At 64.5% G+C, this 990-nt stretch carries 2 protein-coding genes; one reads left to right on the top strand and one right to left on the bottom strand.

All coding sequences use genetic code 11. The features are described 5' to 3' along the window. Positions 1 to 229, bottom strand: a 229-nt coding sequence (locus B4E36_RS08155; RefSeq protein ID WP_345900219.1) for an SDR family NAD(P)-dependent oxidoreductase, incomplete at its 3' end; no start/stop codon positions are given. Between the two features lie 131 nt (positions 230 to 360). On the opposite strand from B4E36_RS08155, the gene B4E36_RS08150 reads away from it, so the two are divergent. Then, a partial coding sequence (locus B4E36_RS08150; RefSeq protein WP_292053155.1) for a cupin domain-containing protein occupies positions 361 to 990 on the top strand: 630 nt, incomplete at its 3' end.

Raw genomic sequence — 990 nt, 5'->3', positions numbered from 1 at the left:
CGGCATTGTTGACGAGAATGTCGACCGGGCCGGCGGCGTCCACGACGCGGGCGATGCTGTCGGGATCGGTAACGTCGAGCGGCAGCAGTATGAGGTTGTCGGATGCGGGCAGCAGGCTGGCGTCCGGTTTGCGCATCGTGGCGACGACCTTGAAGCCGCGATCGAGAAAGGTTTTCGCGGTTTCAAGGCCGAAGCCGGACGAGCAACCGGTGATGAGAACGGTTTTCATGGGAACTCCTTCGCACGGCATGGTGGGCGCGGATGCGCCCGCTGCCGGCTGAACTGAATGGGTGAAAACGACAGGCACGAAGCGCCGTGCCGACAACACCAATATAGACAGGGGTATCCGGACGCACCATAATGGCGTATCTCGTTCACATCATTGAAAGTCCGGTTTTGACAGATCCGCTTGCCGATATCGTCTCATTCCTGCAGCCGCGCGCGCCCTATTCCAAATGGGTCACCGGTGCCGGTCCGTGGCGCATTCGCCGGGAACAGGCCGGCCAGGTGTTCTATGCCCTGGTGCTGGAGGGCGCGATCCGGTTTCAGGCGGACGGACGGGATGAGGTTGAACTCGCCCAGGGCGATTTCGTGCTGGTGCCGTCCTCTTTCGGCTTCACCACCACCAGCGCCACCGAGAGGCCGGAAGCCGGGATCGTGACCACGCCAGTTCATCTCGGCAATGGCGCGCTCAGGGTCGGGCGGGCAGAGGGGCCTGCCGACTGCCAGTATCTCGTCGGCCATTGCGTCTTCGGGTCGCCCGACGCGGCGCTGCTGGTCTCGCTGCTGCCGGAAACCGTGGTCGTGCGCCGCGACGAGCGGCTTGCGTCGCTCGCCAGGCTGGTGCGTGACGAAACGCTGTCGAAGCGTCCGGCGCGCGATGTCGTGCTCGAACGGTTGCTGGAAGTGCTGTTTATCGAGGCGTTGAGGTCAGCGGCGGCTTCCGACTCCGCGCCGGGCTTGTTGCGCGGTCTCGCCGACCAGAGGCTC

Source organism: Martelella sp. UBA3392, from assembly GCF_002358775.1.
Classification (GTDB): Bacteria; Pseudomonadota; Alphaproteobacteria; order Rhizobiales; family Rhizobiaceae; genus Martelella; species Martelella mediterranea.
The sequence above is the reverse complement of the archived record's forward strand: the minus strand, read 5'-3'. Positions and strand labels throughout refer to the sequence as shown.